This is a genomic window from Bacteroidales bacterium (genome assembly GCA_035342335.1).
Classification (GTDB): Bacteria; Bacteroidota; Bacteroidia; order Bacteroidales; family JAGONC01; genus JAGONC01.
On record DAOQWY010000010.1, the window covers coordinates 81,791 to 98,348 of the forward strand.

The window sequence follows — 16,558 nt, forward strand, 5'->3', positions numbered from 1 at the left end:
AACACGTCCGGTCAACCGTCATGTAGTTCCAACTTGTCCTTCCAGTAAAAATTTCCACACAGGCTTGATCATAATATGCCTGCCTTGAATGTCTTCCGATCCGTCCTGATCAAATGTCAGCAACAGGCCTTCTTTTAAGTTAAAGTATCCCATCGCTTCGAGAAGCCCTTTGATTTCACGATCCTTGTTTGTGCGATCCAGCGTCATACTGACCTGGATTGCTGATCCTACTTTTTTATTGTTCATTAACACGAAATCACATTCTTTCTTGCCAGAATAATAAAAAACCTCCTCTGCAAATGACAAATTGTTCCTGACAAGGTTCTCAAGCAGCCACCCCTGATCAGCTCCAGGTTTAATCGACAAAACACGTATAAATCCATTGTCAGTGATGTATAGTTTTTTTTCGTTCGCAAATTGTTTTTTTACGCTGTAATCAAATTTGCTGACCAGAAGAGCCAGATAAACATCTTCTAAAAAATGAACATATCTTTTGATTGTATTAACACTTCCCAATGGTATATATTTCAATAATGAATTATAACTGAACCGCTGCGCAAAGTTGCTGATCAGGAACCGGTACAATTCTTTCCCCAAAATGACATTCTCCACTTTGTTACGGATAAAAATATCCTTGGTGACGATATCATCATAAATGTGTCTTAGTATTTCAGTATCCTTATACCTGACAAACTCAGGCATGCCACCACTGACAAAATATTCCTGAAACAGACTCTTTATACGAGCCTTTTTCTCACTTATATGTATACTTTCGGCAGTCAAAGAGAACTGATGATAATCAAGAAATTCCTTGAAAGAAAAGGGAGTCAGATAAGAATCAATATGACGACCGGTCAAACGGGTGCTGATCTCTTCCTTTAAAAGACCTGCATTCGAACCGGTTATGAAAAATTTAAATCCGTTGTCATAAAATCTTCTGATGAAGGAATCAAAATTCCTGACATGCTGAACTTCGTCAATGAGGAAAGTCTTTTTGACACCAAACAGCTCGACTAACACTTCATAAAAATCATTAAAATCCTGGGGATTAAAATTTATTAATCGTTCATCTTCAAAATTTATGTAAAAAAAAGCTTCATCATTGTAAAATTCCCTGGCTACCTGACGAAGCAATGTTGACTTCCCACAACGCCTTATGCCCGTGATCACATGAATGTGGGGTAAGTGAAGTTTCGATTCAATGGATTCGATAACCGATCTCCTGATACCAGTTTCCTTATTTAAAAACGCTAACCGCTGTTCAAGAAGTATTTGCTTGATTGATTCTCTGTTAAGCATACTTTTATTCATTAATTCATAGCAAAAATACAGAATTATGCAATCAGCTGAATAATTTATACTAAAATTATGCAATAAAATTACTATTTAATTAAACGACGCTTTCTTCACCACTCATTCCATGGATGTATATAAAAACCATCTGACAATTTAACAATTTGACCATTTGACAATTTGACAATAAAGTACCTTTGTCCCATATTTTTATACATAAAGGTATGTCACCCCAGAATTTCCGCATCCTGCAAATCGTAAAAGACGATCCCTGGCTGGAACCTGCCGCAGCCGATGTCTATGCCCGATACCAGCGTTATCAGGAACGCCTCCGGCATATCGAAAAGGCGGCTGGCAGCCTTTCTGCTTTCGCCGATGCCTACCAGTATTTCGGGATCACCCGCGATCCGGTCCGAAAGGGATGGATCTACCGGGAATGGGCACCAAAAGCCCACGCGCTGTTCCTGAAAGGGGACTTCAACAACTGGAATCCCTATTCCCACCCCCTGGCACCGGTCGGTAACGGAGTCTGGGAAATTTACATTGACGGAGATGTCTACAAACGTTCTTTTGTGCACGGAAGCCGTATCAAAATCGTTGTGGAAGGCGGCGGTCAAGTGCGCGACCGGATCCCGGCCTATATCCGGAGAGTCGTCCAGGATGACCGGACCAAGGATTTCTCCGGACAGGTATGGCTGCCGGGAAAATTCAACTGGGAAAACGATCGGTTCGACGCAGCTACGCTTCAGGAATTGTTCATTTATGAGTGCCACGTGGGTATGGCAGAGGAACGGGAAGGCATCGGGACATACAATGAATTCACGGACAACGTCCTCCCCCGTATCAAAAATGCCGGCTACAACGCCATCCAAATGATGGCCATCCAGGAACATCCCTACTACGGGTCATTCGGTTATCACGTTTCGAACTTCTTTGCCCCCTCTTCGCGCTTCGGCACACCGGAAGACCTGATGAACCTGATCAAGACCGCTCACCGGATGGGCATTGCTGTGATCATGGACATTGTCCACTCGCATACCGTGAAAAACCTCAACGAGGGGCTCAACGAATTTGACGGTTCTGATCACCAGTATTTCCACCCGGGCGGCCGCGGAGAACATCCGGGATGGGATTCCAAGCTCTTTGACTACGGCAAATGGGAGGTGCTGCAATTTTTGCTCTCAAACCTCAAATACTGGATGAAGGAGTTCCACTTCGACGGATTCCGGTTCGACGGGGTGGGATCTATGATGTACTTCCATCATGGCAACGACGTGATTGACAGCCGCGACAAGTATTTCAACGAAGGCGTGGAATGGGACGCGGTCACCTACCTGCAACTTGCCAACAAACTCATCCATACGATCAACAAACATGCGGTGGTCATCGCTGAGGATGTCACCGGCATGCCGGGGCTCTGCAAACCGATCCCCGACGGCGGTATTGGCTTTGATTACCGGCTGGGCATGGGCATCCCCGATTTCTGGATCAAATACCTGAAAGAGAAACGTGATGAGGAATGGAACATCCATGAGATGTGGAACGTGCTCAATGACCGCGTGCCGGGCGTCAGAACGGTTTCCTATGCTGAATCACACGACCAGGCGCTGGTGGGCGACAAAACGCTGGCCTTCTGGCTGATGGATAAGGAAATGTACTGGCACATGCACAAAGATGACCCGGACCTTGTCATCGACCGGGGAATGGCCCTGCACAAAATGATCCGGCTGTTCACGATTGCGCTTGGCGGGCAGGCTTACCTGAACTTCATGGGAAATGAATTCGGACACCCGGAATGGATCGACTTTCCGAGGGAAGGAAACAACTGGAGCTATCGGTATGCGCGCAGACAATGGTCGCTGGTGGACGACCCGAACCTGAAATACCAGTTCCTGGCCAGCTTCGACAGGGAAATGATCCGGATCATCAGGGAAAACCGTGTCCTGAACTGGGAATTCGCCCGGGAGTTGCATATGGATGACGAAAACAGGACGATCGTCTTTGAACGAAACGGACTGGTCTTTGTCTTCAACTGGCATCCCTCCAATTCAATCACCGATTATACTTTTACGGTTCCCGAACCGGGAAAATACAGGATCATTCTCAACACGGACAACCAGTTCTTCGGAGGGCACGGAAGAATAGACGAAAGCGTGGAGCACTTCTCTTATTTTGACGGGATATGGAACGTAAACCGGCTGAAGATCTACATCACGAACCGGACGGCGGTGGTTTTGAAAAAATTATAGTTCTTAGAGTTTGTATCCTGTGTCCCTAACCACTAAGGAACACGAAGGATTTCACAAAGGTGCACGAAGGTGTTAATTGATTATCAATTACTTAGTGTTCCTTGGTGATGTACTTTGTGTACCTTTGTGGTTAATTAAAAGACTCTTGAAACGACCTCGCAGGAAATATGTAGCAGGAGAGTTATGCTATCCCAATATATTTTGCGATGGCCTGTTCATAAGCTTCCCTGATCTGCACAAGGACAGGATGAGCAGCATTGAATTCCCAATCACCAACATACCTGACGGGCAAAACCTTTGAGGTGGTTCCCGTAAGGAAAACAGCATCCATATCTTTAAGCTCCTGGTGCGTGACACATTTCTCCCGGATTGGAATATGCAGTTCTTTGCAGATCTCAATGATGTGCTTGCGCGTCACCCCGGGCAACACCAGCTCTACCGGAGCCGTAATGACCTCACGGTCCTTGATCATGAAAACGTTGGAGCGGCTCGCTTCGGTGATGTAATCGTTCTTGTCCACCAGGATGACCTCCCAGAGGTCATGCTCCCGGATGACCTTCCCTGCTCTCTCCCTGAAATCCTGCAGAAAGAACTTGATGTTCGGAGTCGTACGTATATCAAAATGCAACTCCGTTCTGATCCCGTCCAGATAATCCTCTTTCGAGGGATCATGCGGTTTGTTGACATACGTCACAAAGGTGTTGGGCTGATTAGTATAATTGAAGACCAGGTTGATACTCCCATCCTTTATATCATTGATCTCCAGCAGATTAAGCAACCTGGCCCGAACTTCACTGATGGGAATCCAGAGCGGGAGCCTGGCAAGCTTTGAAGAAGATTCAAGGCGCTGCAGGTGATCCTCCAGGTAAAGGTATTTTTTATTGTAAAATGCAATCACCTCATACAAAATAATGCCCGACATGAAGGAGGTCTTGTTAAAAAGATCCTTCGAAAGGACCTGGTCATTGAAAATTAGTTTACATCCGATGCAGTCCCTCATAATAGTCATGTTTTAAGTTACCCCGGTCTTAAGACCGGGGTTCTTTAAGGTCAATAAGAAGCAGGGCTTTAGCCCGAAACAAAAGTAACAAATGTATCCTTCTGTTTTTCACCTTCCTTACTCAAGACAAATTTTGGGCTAAAGCCCTGACTTACAACAGTTTACTTGACACCCCAGGCTAAAGCCTGGGGTGATTCATAATTAGAAGGTTATTTCAATCTCTTGATTTTTTTTACGCCGCTTACTTTTTTGATCTGGCTAATGACAAAGTTAAGCTGCCCGATGTCTTTCACAAGGATCTGAATATTTCCCTCAAATTTATTATGTTTCGATTCAAAAGAAAATGACCGTATGTTGATTCTCATGGTATCGGAAAGCAGGTGGGTGACCTGGTTCACGATCCCGATCCGGTCATCGCCCGATAGGAGCAGATCTACCCAGAACGGTCCTTTGTCATCCGCTTTCACCCATTTTGCATGGATGATCCTGTAGCCGTACCGCATTTTCATCTGGGCAGCGTTGGGACAGGATTCACGATGGATCTTGATCCCTTTTCCCACGGTCACAAAGCCAAAGATCTCATCCCCAAACACAGGATTGCAGCATTTGGCAAATTTATAGATACCGATATCGGATTGCCCGTCAATTAACAAAAGGTCACCGGGTTGGACAGTCTGCTGAATCTCGGATTCGATCCGCTCCATCAAGCCTGCATCGGCCGGTTTACCTTTTTCCGTTTCAGGTTCGACCGTGGCAAAGCAATTCTTGATCTCCATCGGATCGATCTTGCCGATGGCAAGATTATGATAGAGCTCAAGGGGGTCCGACAGTTTGAAAAAATCCACCAGCCTGTCAATTTTCTCATTGTCAAAGGTCAGCCGCAGCTGACTGAATTTCCGTTTCAGGATCTCTTTGCCCTGGTCCGCTTCTTTAAATTGCAGTTCTTTTATCGCGCGCTTGATCCTGGATTTAGCCTTGGCCGACACGACAATGTTGATCCAGTGGGGCTTGGGTTTTTGCGTTTTGGATGTGATGATCTCAACCACGTCACCATTTTGCAGAATATGCCGCAGGGGGACGATCTTATGGTTGACTTTTCCGCCCGTACAGGAATTTCCAATGCTGGAGTGGACTTCATAGGCAAAATCAAGCACCGAAGCACCCATTTGAAGTTTCTTGATATCCCCTTTGGGCGTAAAAACAAAAATATCTTTGGTATAAAGTTCCAGCTTTGCCTTTTGCGAATCTTCCGCTTCCGGAAGATTCGGTTTCTCAAGGGTTTGCCGTATTTTCGACACCCATGTGTCCTGATCTTTCTCCAGGGCGGACTCTTTGTATTTCCAATGGGCAGCACCGCCCTGTTCAGCAATTTCATCCATCCGCTTTGTCCTGATCTGAACTTCAACCCATTTTCCCTCAGGTCCCATCACCGTAGTGTGCAACGATTCATATCCGCTGACTTTCGGTGTGGTGAGCCAGTCGCGCAGGCGCTTTGGATTGGGCTGGTACAAATTGGTCACGATGGAATAGATCCTCCAGCAGTCGGCTTTTTCACCTTCTCGGATCTGGTTGATGATGATACGGACTGCAAATAGATCGTAGACCTCGTCAAAATCAACTCCCTGCTTTTTCATCTTGTTCCAGATGGAGGAAACCGACTTTGAACGCCCCTTGATCTCAAACTGAAACCCCTGGCGGGTCAGTTCTTTTTCGATGGGCTCAATGAAATTCCTGATGTATGCCTGCCTTGATTCCTGAGTCTCTTCCAGTCGTTTCAACAGGTCGAAATAGATTTCCGGGTAGGCGTACTGCATGGAAAGTTCTTCCAGCTCGGTCTTTAGATGATAAAGTCCCAGCCGGTGAGCGATGGGGGCGTACAGCAGGGATGTTTCAGAGGCAAGCTGGGGGCGCAGTGTCTGTGGAAGAAGATCGATCTTCCGCATAAACTCAAGCCGGTCGGCCAGTTTGATCAAAATGACGTGAACGTCAGGAGAGAGTGTAAGCAGCAGTTTGATGAAGTTTTCCGAGTTGAGGGAGGAGCGTTGCGTGGAGATGCCGGCGATTTTGGTCAGCCCCTGCAGAATGAAAGCCACCCTTGGACCGAACCTTTCGCTGACGGTTTCCTGAGTGACATTTGCTTTGTAAAGCACATTATGAAGAAGGGCGCCCACGATAGAGTCGGTTCCAAGACCGATCTCTCCGGCTACGATCTTGGCCACATTCACCCCATGGACAAAATAGTACTCGCCGGATTCCATCCTTTTATCCCGGTAGGTTTCCAGAACCAGCTCAAAGGCCCTGCGAATCATTATCCTGTCATCAGGTACTATATCCGGATGGCAAGCCCTCAGGAGATCGCGATACTGAGATCGAAACTCGGAACTGTATTTGGCCGTGATGTCCATTCGAGAGGAGAGAGGAGATTGGAGACAGGAGAAATGAGAGATGAAGGAATATTTTTATTTCTCCTCTCTCCTCTCTCCTTTCTCCTCTCTCCTCTCAATAACCGCTATTTCCTCCCCTTATCCTCGTCCAGTCTTTCTTTTGGCTTGGCGGGCGGTTCAGAGATGGATTCCCTCATATGGGTGTCGGCCTGGATGTTTTGCAGGCGGTAATAATCCATGATCCCCAGGTTGCCTTTCCGGAAGGAGTCGGCGATAGCCAGAGGAATTTCAGCTTCGGCCTGAATCACGTTGGCGCGTGCTTCCTGCGATTTGGCTTTCATTTCCTGTTCTTTGGCCACAGCCATGGCCCGGCGCTCTTCGGCCTTGGCCTGTGCAATGTTCTTATCCGCATTAGCCTGGTCCATCTGAAGCACGGCACCAATATTCTTCCCAACGTCAATATCGGCAATATCGATGGATAAGATCTCGAAGGCGGTACCCGCATCAAGTCCTTTTCCCAGAACCACTTTAGAGATCGAATCGGGATTTTCAAGAACGGATTTATGTGAGTCGGCAGAACCGATGGAGGATACCACACCTTCACCCACACGGGCAAGCACTGTTTCCTCTCCTGCTCCTCCGACCAATTGCTTGATATTCGTCCTGACAGTTACCCTTGCTTTGGCAATAAGCTGGATACCATCCTTAGCCACAGCAGCAACAGGGGGAGTATCGATCACCTTGGGATTGACCGACATCTGGACGGCCTGCAATACATCCCGACCGGCCAGATCGATGGCTGTTGCCGTTTTAAAATCCAGATTTATATTGGCTTTGTCTGCTGAAATCAGTGCTTTGACCACTGCCTGAACGTTACCTCCGGCAAGGTAATGGGCTTCCATTTCATTCCTGTTCAGCTTCAGGCCTGCTTTTGTTGAAGCGATCAGGTTACGGACGATGACCTGAGGGGGAACCTTTCTCCATCGCATCAGGATGAGCTGGATCAGGGATATCCTGACATCCGACAATAGAGCTGTAAACCATAAGCCGACAGGAACAAAGTAAAAAATGATCCAGAGGCCTACAAGGGCAGCAATTCCAATGGCGACGATGATAAACATATTCGATCCTGCTGCCTGCAGCATGATTAGCAAATTATTTCCCATGATTAAGTGTTTTTAGGTTTTACGGTAATTTGATTGAAGTCAACTTTTGTAACAACGATCTCTGATCCGGGATCAATGAACTCCCCGATGGTATGCACTTCGTAGTATTCGCCGTTGATCAGGGCTTTTCCGGACGGAGCCAGACGGGACACCGTTTTGCCCGTATCTCCTGACCGTACAGCTGCTTCCCCGATCACATTGACCTTACCATCTATGGATGACTTCAGGGCAAACCTGTTCCAGGTTTTGGCTTTCAGGGCGACGATAAGCAAAACAACAGACCCCAGTATGCCCGTTGTAAGCGTTATGAAACCGGCAGTCGTGCCATAGGATGCGAAAGCTCCCCAGACGGCCAGGGCAATGGAAACAAAACCAAGTACGGCTGCTACGGTGATGCCGGGTATCACCAACATTTCCAGCAGCAGTAGTACAAATCCAACCAACAGAAGGATAACGATCAGTGTCCAGGTCATATAATATTAAAATGAAGGATGTAAAATAAATTTTTAATTATTCATTCTTCATACTACATTATTACTCTTAAAGTTTTATCGTTCCGCCTCCGGTGCTTTTTGTACCACTGCCTTTCGTTCCGCTACCTTTGGCCTGGCCTGTATAATACTTCAGGGCAGTGGGAAGATATTCCTGCATGGCTGCAATACGGTTCTGGTCACTGGGGTGCGTGCTCAGGAATTCAGGTAATTGGGATGAACCACTCTGTTGTGACATTTTTTGCCAGAACGTGATACAGTTGGAAGGATCGTATCCACCCAGGGCCATGAAGACCATCCCCAGTTTATCCGCTTCGTATTCGTGTTTGCGTGAAAAGGCGAGCTGGCCTAGTTGTGATCCTATTCCAAAGGCCGTGAGGAAAATATCATTCGTGGTCTGCGGTTCGTTTCTCAGGGCATACTCCAGTCCAAGCCCACCTACCAGAATGGCAAGCTGCTGGGTCATCCTCTCCTCTCCATGTTTGGCAAACGCATGCGCGATCTCATGCCCCATGATCGTGGCAATTCCATTGGCATCGCCCGCAACGGGCAGAATGCCGGTATAAAAAACGATTTTACCTCCGGGCATACACCAGGCATTGACGGTTTCTTCATTCACCACATTGAATTCCCACTGGAACTTTTCAGCTTCCTTTTTCATGTCATTGTCGTACATAAACTGCATCACCGCGTTACTTATGTTGTTGCCAACAGTTTTAACGGGGATAACGCGCTCGTCGGTTGCAGGCAAAGCAGGGTTGGCCTGCAAAAATGCTGAATATTCTTGCAGAGCCATCGGGATCATCAGTTCAGAGGGAATGAGGTTGACACGTTTCCTTCCGGTAATTGGAACAGTTGTACAGCCCACTAACAGCAGTAAGGTCATCCAGAAAAATGCGGATTTTACAGAATGAGTTTTCATTTTTTTAAATTGAATAAAGATTAAAGATTTTTCAATCAATCAAAAATACTAAAAAAATGGGAGATTATCATATTTTATACCAAAGCACAAAAATAACATATATTTGAATGATCACTGAATTCAATTCCTTTTCAGCTTAACTTTGATCAAAACTTCGCCGAAAAATGCTTTTCAATGATCTCATAGAGCATATCAGCAAAAGGCTGAAAGAGCCTTTACCCGGACTGAGTGCTCAACGGAGAATGGCTTCTGAATCGCGACTGAAATGGATCACGGAGGGAATGGACATTTCTAAGGCAAAAAAGAGCGGTGTCCTCATTCTGCTCTATCCTGACCACGGAACACCCAAGCTTGTCCTGATACAGCGTCCTGATTATGAGGGAACGCACGGTGGTCAGGTCAGCCTGCCCGGAGGAAAACAGGAAAAGTCGGATCAAACACTGATCGAAACGGCATTACGCGAAACACGCGAGGAACTGGGTATTCCTTCCTCCTCCATCAGGATCATCGGAACACTGTCGGAACTCTATATCCCCCCGAGTAACTTTCTGGTTCATCCGGTGGTTGGCTATCTCATTGAAAAAACTGATTTTCATCCGGATCCCGTTGAAGTAAAGGATATCGTTGAGGTGGAGATCTCCAGTTTACTGGACCCGGGGTGCATAACCATCCGGGAAATTCACGTCAGCGGGATCACCCTTACTGCACCGTGTTACACGATCAATGGAGCGACGATCTGGGGAGCAACGGCGATGATCCTTGCGGAACTGGCGGAAGTTATTAATTCATGATCGGCAATCAGCTATCTGCCGACCGCCGCCCACCCCCTGCAGACCTGTGAACCCGAAGACCCGAAGACCTTAACACCCGAAGACCCGAAGACCCGAAGACCCGAAGACCTGAAGACCTGTAGACCTAAACACCCGCCGACTGCCTACCGGCTACTGGCTACTAACCACCGTGATCTCATACGTTAACTCCGCCGCCTTGCGCAGCATTGCTGAAACACCGCAATATCGTTCCTGCGACAGATTTACGGCTTTTTCAAGTTTATCCATCGGCAGGTCTTTGCCTTTGAAGATATAGACCAAATGGATCTTGCGATACACTTTGGGATGTTCTTCCGTTTCCTCCGCTTCGATCTGCATGTCAAATGCCTCAACAGACACGCGCATCTTTTCCAGGATCGAGACCACGTCCATCCCCGTGCATCCTCCAAGCGCCGCAAGCGTAAGCGGTTTGGGGCGCGGCCCTTTGCCCTTGCCCCCTACTTCCCGGGAAGCATCCAACTGGACCGCAAAACCATTCACCTCGGCAACAAAAGCCATGTCGCCGCTCCAATTGATCGTTACTTTGGTACTCATGGGATTTATCGTTAAATTGTTAGTTCATTAAATCGTTATATCGCTCCATCGCTACATCTTCAGGTTCACCCCACCGGTGAACGATCGTCCGGGATTGGGGTAATATTGAACTACCTGATAATCAACATTAAATAGATTATCGATCCGGAAATGGAAATCCAGGATGCACTTTGTCAGGCTCCAGGCATAGCCAACCCTCAGTCTGCCAATGCTGTACGGAGGCAATGCATTGGAATGATCCTCGACCGTGGCCCTGGAGCCTGCGAACGACTGAGTATATTCCAGGAAAGCACTGCCATACCTTATTCCAGCGTTGATCGTTCCGGTATGCTCGGCAACATAGGGAAGCTGCTTCTTATAGTTGGATGCCTCTTTGTTTTCATTGACCGACCGGGTGAATGAATATGATGCCTGAAGGTGTGTAGTCATTTTACGAACTGACCATTCAATACCTGCCCTGCCTTCCAGTCCCGCAGCACGTACTTTCTGAACATTTTGGGGCGACCACAAGTAGGGGTCATCCGGCTCAGGCACCCAGCGAATCCAATCGTTGATCATCGAATGAAATGCGGTGACCGACAATGTGTTGATGACCGGTAAATCCTCGTTATCCTTATTCAAGCATAGGGTGATTTCTTCGTTCCAGCTTTTTTCCGGTTTCAAATCCGGATTTCCTCCGGGTTGCCAGTAGCGCTCATTCAGGGTCGGACTTCGGAAGTTATGCGAAACATTCATCTTCATAAGGAGGAAACGGCCCAGGGAGCCCTCTGCTCCAAAGGACGGCGTGAAAGGCTCGTCATAATACTCTGTCCATCCCTGATGCAGATTCATATCCACCTTCCATCCGGCTTTTGAGAATTTATAGATGGCAGCCAGCAGAATGCTGCCCTGCAGCTGATCCTTCATTTCGGGAAAGTATCCGGATCGAACCTTTGCATACCTTACGACGCCTGCACTGTGCAATTCAATTCTATCCGACAACCCATACTTGCCACTAATTTCTCCCGTCCAGGTTTGCATCCTGCTTTCTACATCCAGATCATATTCAGGAAAATCCTCATAGCATTCCGTATATTGAAGATAATCATTAAAATAAGCTGCTTTAAAATGCAAGACGGAACTGCTGAATGTTTTTCGCCAGGTGATCATCCCACGCAGAAACCGGTCATACTGGTCGGCATTTTCCATGGTGTAAACCAGGCTTCCGGGGATCTCCCGATCCATGAACTGGTACCAGAGATCAAGAATGAGCACGTTGTTCTTCTTCAAATTGCCGGAAAATGTCCCGATGAAACCCATCCCATCCTGGCTCGCATTGTCCAGTGTATCCGTCGGTTTATCCGGTTTTGTATCATTGACATAAGGAAACGCATTGTTCGCCGAGATCAGAAAGCCTCCCGCCCGCAGGCTCCATTTCGGACCGGAGAATGCCGCTGTCAGACTTGAACGGAATGACTGGAAGCTGCCATATTCAATGGCTGCGTTCAATGTCTTTCTTTTCAGAAAGTCCGGTTCATTCACCAGGTGAATTCCTCCGCCAATGTTCCCTTCACCAAATACGCTACTGGCACCTCCGTGAAGAATGTAGATCCTGTCGAAGAGCGCAACTGGCAGAAGGGAAAGATCGGTCAGGCCATTGATGACCGGATTCAGGGAGATCCCGTTCCACAAAAAACCCGTATGGTTGGATGACGTGCCCCGGAATGTCAATGTCGATAGGTTTCCCGGATTATAGGATTGCACCTGAATGGAAGTTTGCTGAGTCAGAAGATCCGTCAGCATCCGGTTTTGATAACTCGACAAAACAGCGGAATCAATCATCCTGACAGTCAACCCGGTAGTATTATCAAATAGCCGGGAAGCATTGATCGAGACCTCTGGCAGCATGATTGCTGTATCCGCTCCTTGCCCCTTCTGTGCATAGGCAGGAGCAAAAAGTGCAAGGATTACCCAAACCAAAAGCACCCTTTTCAAGGTATAAATACTCATTTAAATCCTTTAAAATACCGAAAAACAGTTAATCACTGGTATGAACCCCAAGGCAAGCCCCGGGGAATTTACCCCTTTACCCCTCCCCCGTCCCCTCCCCTGCCAGCTGGGGAGGGGTACATTAATAGTCGCTTAGCGCACGCTAAAATATTTAAATTAAACATTCGTTTTAAAGGAAAATCATTATTTTTGCAATTACTGTCAATTACCGGAATGATGTCACGGTCAATGAAATTCAATAAAATCAGTCTGTTCCTGATAGCGATTTTTTCGTTAACGCTTCTATTATCAGGAGGGTGTGCCTCTTCGAAATATTCTCCTGAAAAAGTCAGGTTTACGACAAAACCAGCAATGTCGTCCAAGTCCAAAAAGGTCAGCAGGAATTACTCCAGGCCAATGGCCAAGCAAACTTATCCTCTTGAAAAGAATTACATCATCCCAAATTCACGCAAAACATCCCCGCCCTGGTGATCTGTTGACCTGTGCCTATGGAACCTATCCACCTGAGTCGTTTTATATTTTGGAATTTTGCCGGAGTTGATGATTTATGGAGATTCCCCTATCACCGTATTGAAAAAGGCACAGCTTCATTTCACTTTAAAGATTCACCCCAGCCGGTTCACTTATCCGTTCCGGACAGTTATCCTACCAGGGACGGAATGCCTTTTGAAAAATTCCTGCAGAATCATAAGACCACTTGCTTTCTTATCATCCGCGATGACAGCATCATTTATGAAAAATACTTCTACGGCTACACGGCTGAAACGATCTTTCCTTCCTTTTCGGTAACAAAAACCTTTGTTTCTGCCCTTACGGGCATAGCCATTGGTGAAGGGATCATCAAAAGCACCGACCAGAAAGTGACCGATTTCCTGCCCTGGATGAAAAGAGACGGGTTTCAGCATATTTCCATTGAGCACCTGTTGAATATGCGCTCCGGCATCCGGTTCAATGAAAGTTATTCAAATCCCTTCGGTGATGCCGCCCAATTCTATTACGGTACAAACCTCCGCAAATATGTCAGGCATCTGAAAATCAAAGAGCCTCCTGGCCTTCGTTACCATTACAACAGCGCCAACCAGCAGATCCTGGGTTATATCCTGGAGGCTGCCACAGGAAAAAGAATATCCAAGTACCTTGAGGAAAAGCTATGGAAGCCCCTTGGGATGGAACAAAATGCTACCTGGAACACTGATTCGGAAAAACACGATGACATTAAAATGTTTGGATGCCTGAACGCCACACCGAGGGATTTTGCCAGGTTCGGACGTTTGTATCTGAAAAATGGCCTGTGGAATGGAAAACAGATCATTCCACAGGAATGGATCATCCGCTCAACCCGTGTTATCAATGATTCACTTGATGGGGACGGTTACCCGTTCACTTACAACTGGCGTGTCCTGGATGATGGAGCATCCTTCTTCGCCAAGGGTATGCTGGGTCAGTATATCTTCGTCAACCGGCCCAAAAATCTAATCCTGCTTCGTTTCGGTAAAGCGTACAGTGGGATAGACTGGGCAAATTTCTGCAACAGGCTGACAGAAATGCTCTGAACGAATTATTTCTCCAATCCCCCGACGTATTTGGTTTCTTTGACCAGTTTCCCATTTTCATCAAATTCCAGCCATTTCCCCTCTTTTTTGCCATCCCTGTTACTACCGGATAATTTGATGTTCCCATTGTCGTGATATTCTTTATAAATACCTGAAGGAATTCCATTTACGTATTCTTCCTCCGTAAGCAGTTTCCTCTGCGGTAAATATGTCCGCTGGATCCCGTCGAGCACTCCGTGAAGGTAATTGTATTCAGCCACCAGGTTCCCTTCCTTGTCGAACCACTTCGAGGGGCCCTGTTTGTACCCCTCGGCATAAGTGGTCTCTTCCATGATCTTCCCGGGTAGATGATCATAATAGACTGTTCTGGTCCCGTGATAGATTCCATTTTTATAATTCTCGATCAGTTGTTTTTGGCCGCCCCTGAGATACCTGACCGCTGTTCCGTCCAACAATCCATTTTTATAGCATTCTTCTCTGAAGACATAACCCCTGGAATCAATCTCGATAAGCAGACCATCCTTCTCGCCATTCAAATAATGTTCGATTTTGGCGATCAACCCATCATCACCCCGTGTAACCCAGGTTCCTTCCCTCATTCCGTTCACATAACGCCCTTTACTTGATTTATCAGCGTACTTCTCGGTCCAGGTGCCCTGTTTAAGGCCGTTATCATCCGTTTGATTCAACAAGGTATCAAGTCCGGAAAGTGGCTGTGCGATTGCGAGGATGCCTGTTCCCAGAAACAGGATCAAAATGCAGACTTTTTTGAACATAGCGTAAATTTTAATGAATATATTACCCCTGTCTCCCTTCATAGGGAAACGGACAGGGGATGGGGTACAATTTTACCAAATATATCAAAGCTTTCAACATCCGTTATCAGAACCCTGTAGAAATTTCCAGGTACGGCCGTGGTTTGATCTTTTTCGATCAGAACCTCGTTGTCGACCTCCGGTGAGTCAAACTCAGTCCTCCCGATAAAATACCCTCCTTCTTCCCTGTCGACAATGACCGGGAGTGTCTTATTCAATTTAAGTACATTCAGTTCATAGGAAATATCTTCCTGAATGTGCATGATCTCATCTGCACGTTGCGTTTTCACCTTCAATGGAATATCATCACGGAGCCTGTGCGCAGGTGTTCCCTCCTCGTGGGAATAAACAAAAACACCCAGCCGGTCGAATCTGAACTGTTCGATGAAACGCGTCAGCTCGCTGAACTCCTGTTCCGTTTCGCCCGGGTATCCTGCGATCACGGTGGTTCGGATGGCTGCACCGGGAAGTTCTTTCCTGATGGTTTCCAGCAGGGCGATGGTCTGCCCGGCCGTGATGCCTCGCTTCATCGAACGAAGCACACGGTCGCTGATATGCTGGATGGGAATATCCAGGTAATTACATACATTGGGAAATTGCTTCATGACCCTCAGAAGATCCAGCGGAAAACCTGCAGGGTAGGTGTAATGAAGCCGGATCCATTCAAGTCCTGAAATGCAGGCCATACTCTCCAAAAGCGAGGGCAGCGATCTGCGCCTGTCAAGATCCATGCCGTACCAGGTGAGATCCTGGGCAATCAGGATCAATTCTTTGGTACCATTTTTCACCAGGTACTCCGCCTCTGAAAGGATATCATCCTGATGCCTGGATACATTCTTTCCCCGGATGAGCGGAATGGCGCAGAACGAACAACCATGGCTGCATCCCTCCGATATCTTGAGATAAGCATAATGCGAAGGTGTTGTCAGGATGCGTTCTCCTGTGAGTTCGTACTTCAAATTACCCCCGAGAGACTGAAGAAGCTCCGTTGTTTCATTCACCCCAAAAATGCCATCCATCTCCGGGATCTCTTCAAGAAGCTCCTCTCTGTAACGCTTTGCCAGACAACCCATTACAATGACCTTACCCACATTCCCTTTTTTCTTCTCATTGATAAAATAAAGAATGGTATCAATGGACTCTTCTTTGGCATCATCAATAAAACCACAGGTATTGATCACCACAACAGATGCATTTTTGTTGCCGCTGTCGGCTGACACATCAAAACCATTCTCCCTGAACTGCTTCAGCAATTTTTCGGAATCAACTGTGTTTTTCGAACAGCCGAGCGTTATCAACGTCAGTGTCTTTTCCGGTTTGGTACGCATAAAA

The 16,558-nt window shown here is 46.9% G+C and carries 13 protein-coding genes; 3 read left to right on the top strand and 10 right to left on the bottom strand.

From position 1 onward, the window contains the following. Window positions 1-18: 18 nt before the first annotated feature. On the bottom strand, window positions 19-1,311 hold the full coding sequence (locus PKI34_06900) for an ATP-binding protein (GenBank protein ID HNS17529.1): 1,293 nt from the start codon (window positions 1,309-1,311) through the stop codon (window positions 19-21). A gap of 206 nt (window positions 1,312-1,517) precedes the next feature. Here PKI34_06900 and PKI34_06905 point away from each other — a divergent pair, with 206 nt between their 5' ends. Next, the gene (locus PKI34_06905; GenBank protein HNS17530.1) at window positions 1,518-3,542 is read left to right on the top strand and encodes an alpha amylase C-terminal domain-containing protein; all 2,025 of its coding nucleotides are present in this window, start codon (window positions 1,518-1,520) and stop codon (window positions 3,540-3,542) included. A 181-nt stretch (window positions 3,543-3,723) separates the two neighbouring features. On the opposite strand, the gene PKI34_06910 is transcribed toward PKI34_06905, so the two are convergent. The 5 genes from PKI34_06910 to PKI34_06930 form a co-directional block, all read right to left on the bottom strand. Then, window positions 3,724-4,542 (bottom strand): aminotransferase class IV, encoded by an 819-nt coding sequence (locus PKI34_06910; protein ID HNS17531.1) that lies wholly within the window; start codon window positions 4,540-4,542, stop codon window positions 3,724-3,726. A gap of 209 nt (window positions 4,543-4,751) precedes the next feature. Continuing rightward, on the bottom strand, window positions 4,752-6,851 hold the full coding sequence (locus tag PKI34_06915) for a RelA/SpoT family protein (protein ID HNS17532.1): 2,100 nt from the start codon (window positions 6,849-6,851) through the stop codon (window positions 4,752-4,754). A gap of 200 nt (window positions 6,852-7,051) precedes the next feature. Next, window positions 7,052-8,047, bottom strand: a complete 996-nt coding sequence (floA, locus tag PKI34_06920; GenBank protein HNS17533.1) for a flotillin-like protein FloA — start codon at window positions 8,045-8,047, stop codon at window positions 7,052-7,054. Window positions 8,048-8,094: 47 nt separating this feature from the next. Next, window positions 8,095-8,565: an NfeD family protein gene (locus tag PKI34_06925; protein ID HNS17534.1), complete on the bottom strand. Its 471-nt coding sequence runs from the start codon at window positions 8,563-8,565 to the stop codon at window positions 8,095-8,097. A gap of 67 nt (window positions 8,566-8,632) precedes the next feature. Continuing rightward, window positions 8,633-9,505 carry a M48 family metallopeptidase gene (locus tag PKI34_06930; GenBank protein HNS17535.1) on the bottom strand — a complete coding sequence of 291 codons (873 nt, stop codon included), beginning with the start codon at window positions 9,503-9,505 and terminating at the stop codon, window positions 8,633-8,635. Window positions 9,506-9,669: 164 nt separating this feature from the next. On the opposite strand from PKI34_06930, the gene PKI34_06935 reads away from it, so the two are divergent. Next, a complete protein-coding gene (locus PKI34_06935; protein ID HNS17536.1) occupies window positions 9,670-10,296 on the top strand; it encodes a CoA pyrophosphatase in 627 nt (208 codons plus the stop codon). A gap of 150 nt (window positions 10,297-10,446) precedes the next feature. Here the strand turns inward: PKI34_06935 and PKI34_06940 are convergent, their stop codons facing one another. Together PKI34_06940 and PKI34_06945 are read right to left on the bottom strand one after the other, a co-directional pair. Next, complete coding sequence (locus tag PKI34_06940; GenBank protein HNS17537.1) at window positions 10,447-10,869, bottom strand: OsmC family protein; 423 nt, start codon at window positions 10,867-10,869, stop codon at window positions 10,447-10,449. 51 nt (window positions 10,870-10,920) lie between these two features. Next, entirely contained in the window at window positions 10,921-12,858 is a 1,938-nt protein-coding gene (locus tag PKI34_06945; protein HNS17538.1) for a TonB-dependent receptor, read from the bottom strand. A 488-nt stretch (window positions 12,859-13,346) separates the two neighbouring features. Between PKI34_06945 and PKI34_06950 the strand changes: the two genes are divergently transcribed. Further along, window positions 13,347-14,411: a serine hydrolase domain-containing protein gene (locus tag PKI34_06950; GenBank protein HNS17539.1), complete on the top strand. Its 1,065-nt coding sequence runs from the start codon at window positions 13,347-13,349 to the stop codon at window positions 14,409-14,411. A 5-nt stretch (window positions 14,412-14,416) separates the two neighbouring features. On the opposite strand, the gene PKI34_06955 is transcribed toward PKI34_06950, so the two are convergent. Further along, the gene (locus PKI34_06955) at window positions 14,417-15,187 is read right to left on the bottom strand and encodes a hypothetical protein (protein HNS17540.1); all 771 of its coding nucleotides are present in this window, start codon (window positions 15,185-15,187) and stop codon (window positions 14,417-14,419) included. A gap of 38 nt (window positions 15,188-15,225) precedes the next feature. Continuing rightward, the gene (rimO, locus tag PKI34_06960; protein HNS17541.1) at window positions 15,226-16,554 is read right to left on the bottom strand and encodes a 30S ribosomal protein S12 methylthiotransferase RimO; all 1,329 of its coding nucleotides are present in this window, start codon (window positions 16,552-16,554) and stop codon (window positions 15,226-15,228) included. Window positions 16,555-16,558 lie beyond the last annotated feature (4 nt).